General features: G+C 66.4%; 1 pseudogene. It reads left to right on the forward strand.

Annotation, left to right across the window (positions count from 1 at the left end):
• Positions 1 to 217, forward strand: a pseudogene (locus BN358_RS26315) (LytR family transcriptional regulator); the annotation flags it as partial.

The following is a 217-nucleotide window of genomic DNA, read 5'->3' on the forward strand; positions in this document are numbered from 1 at the left end:
TCGATCGCCGCCGCGGGCGAGAAGACCATCACCACGGACGTGCCCCGCAACCTGCTGGGCGACCTGGTCGACCTCGGCATGAAGGTGAAGAACACCAAGCTGCGCAGCGTCGTGTTCGACCCGCAGAACGGGTTCAACAGCCCCAACCCGAACTGGACCGACGTGCGGAAGAAGGTGCAGAAGGCGCTCAAGGAGACCGCCGCGGGGGTCGAGGCCA

Origin of the sequence: Sedimentibacter sp. B4, assembly GCF_000309315.1 — a bacterium.
GTDB classification, from domain to species: Bacteria; Bacillota; Clostridia; order Tissierellales; family Sedimentibacteraceae; genus Sedimentibacter; species Sedimentibacter saalensis.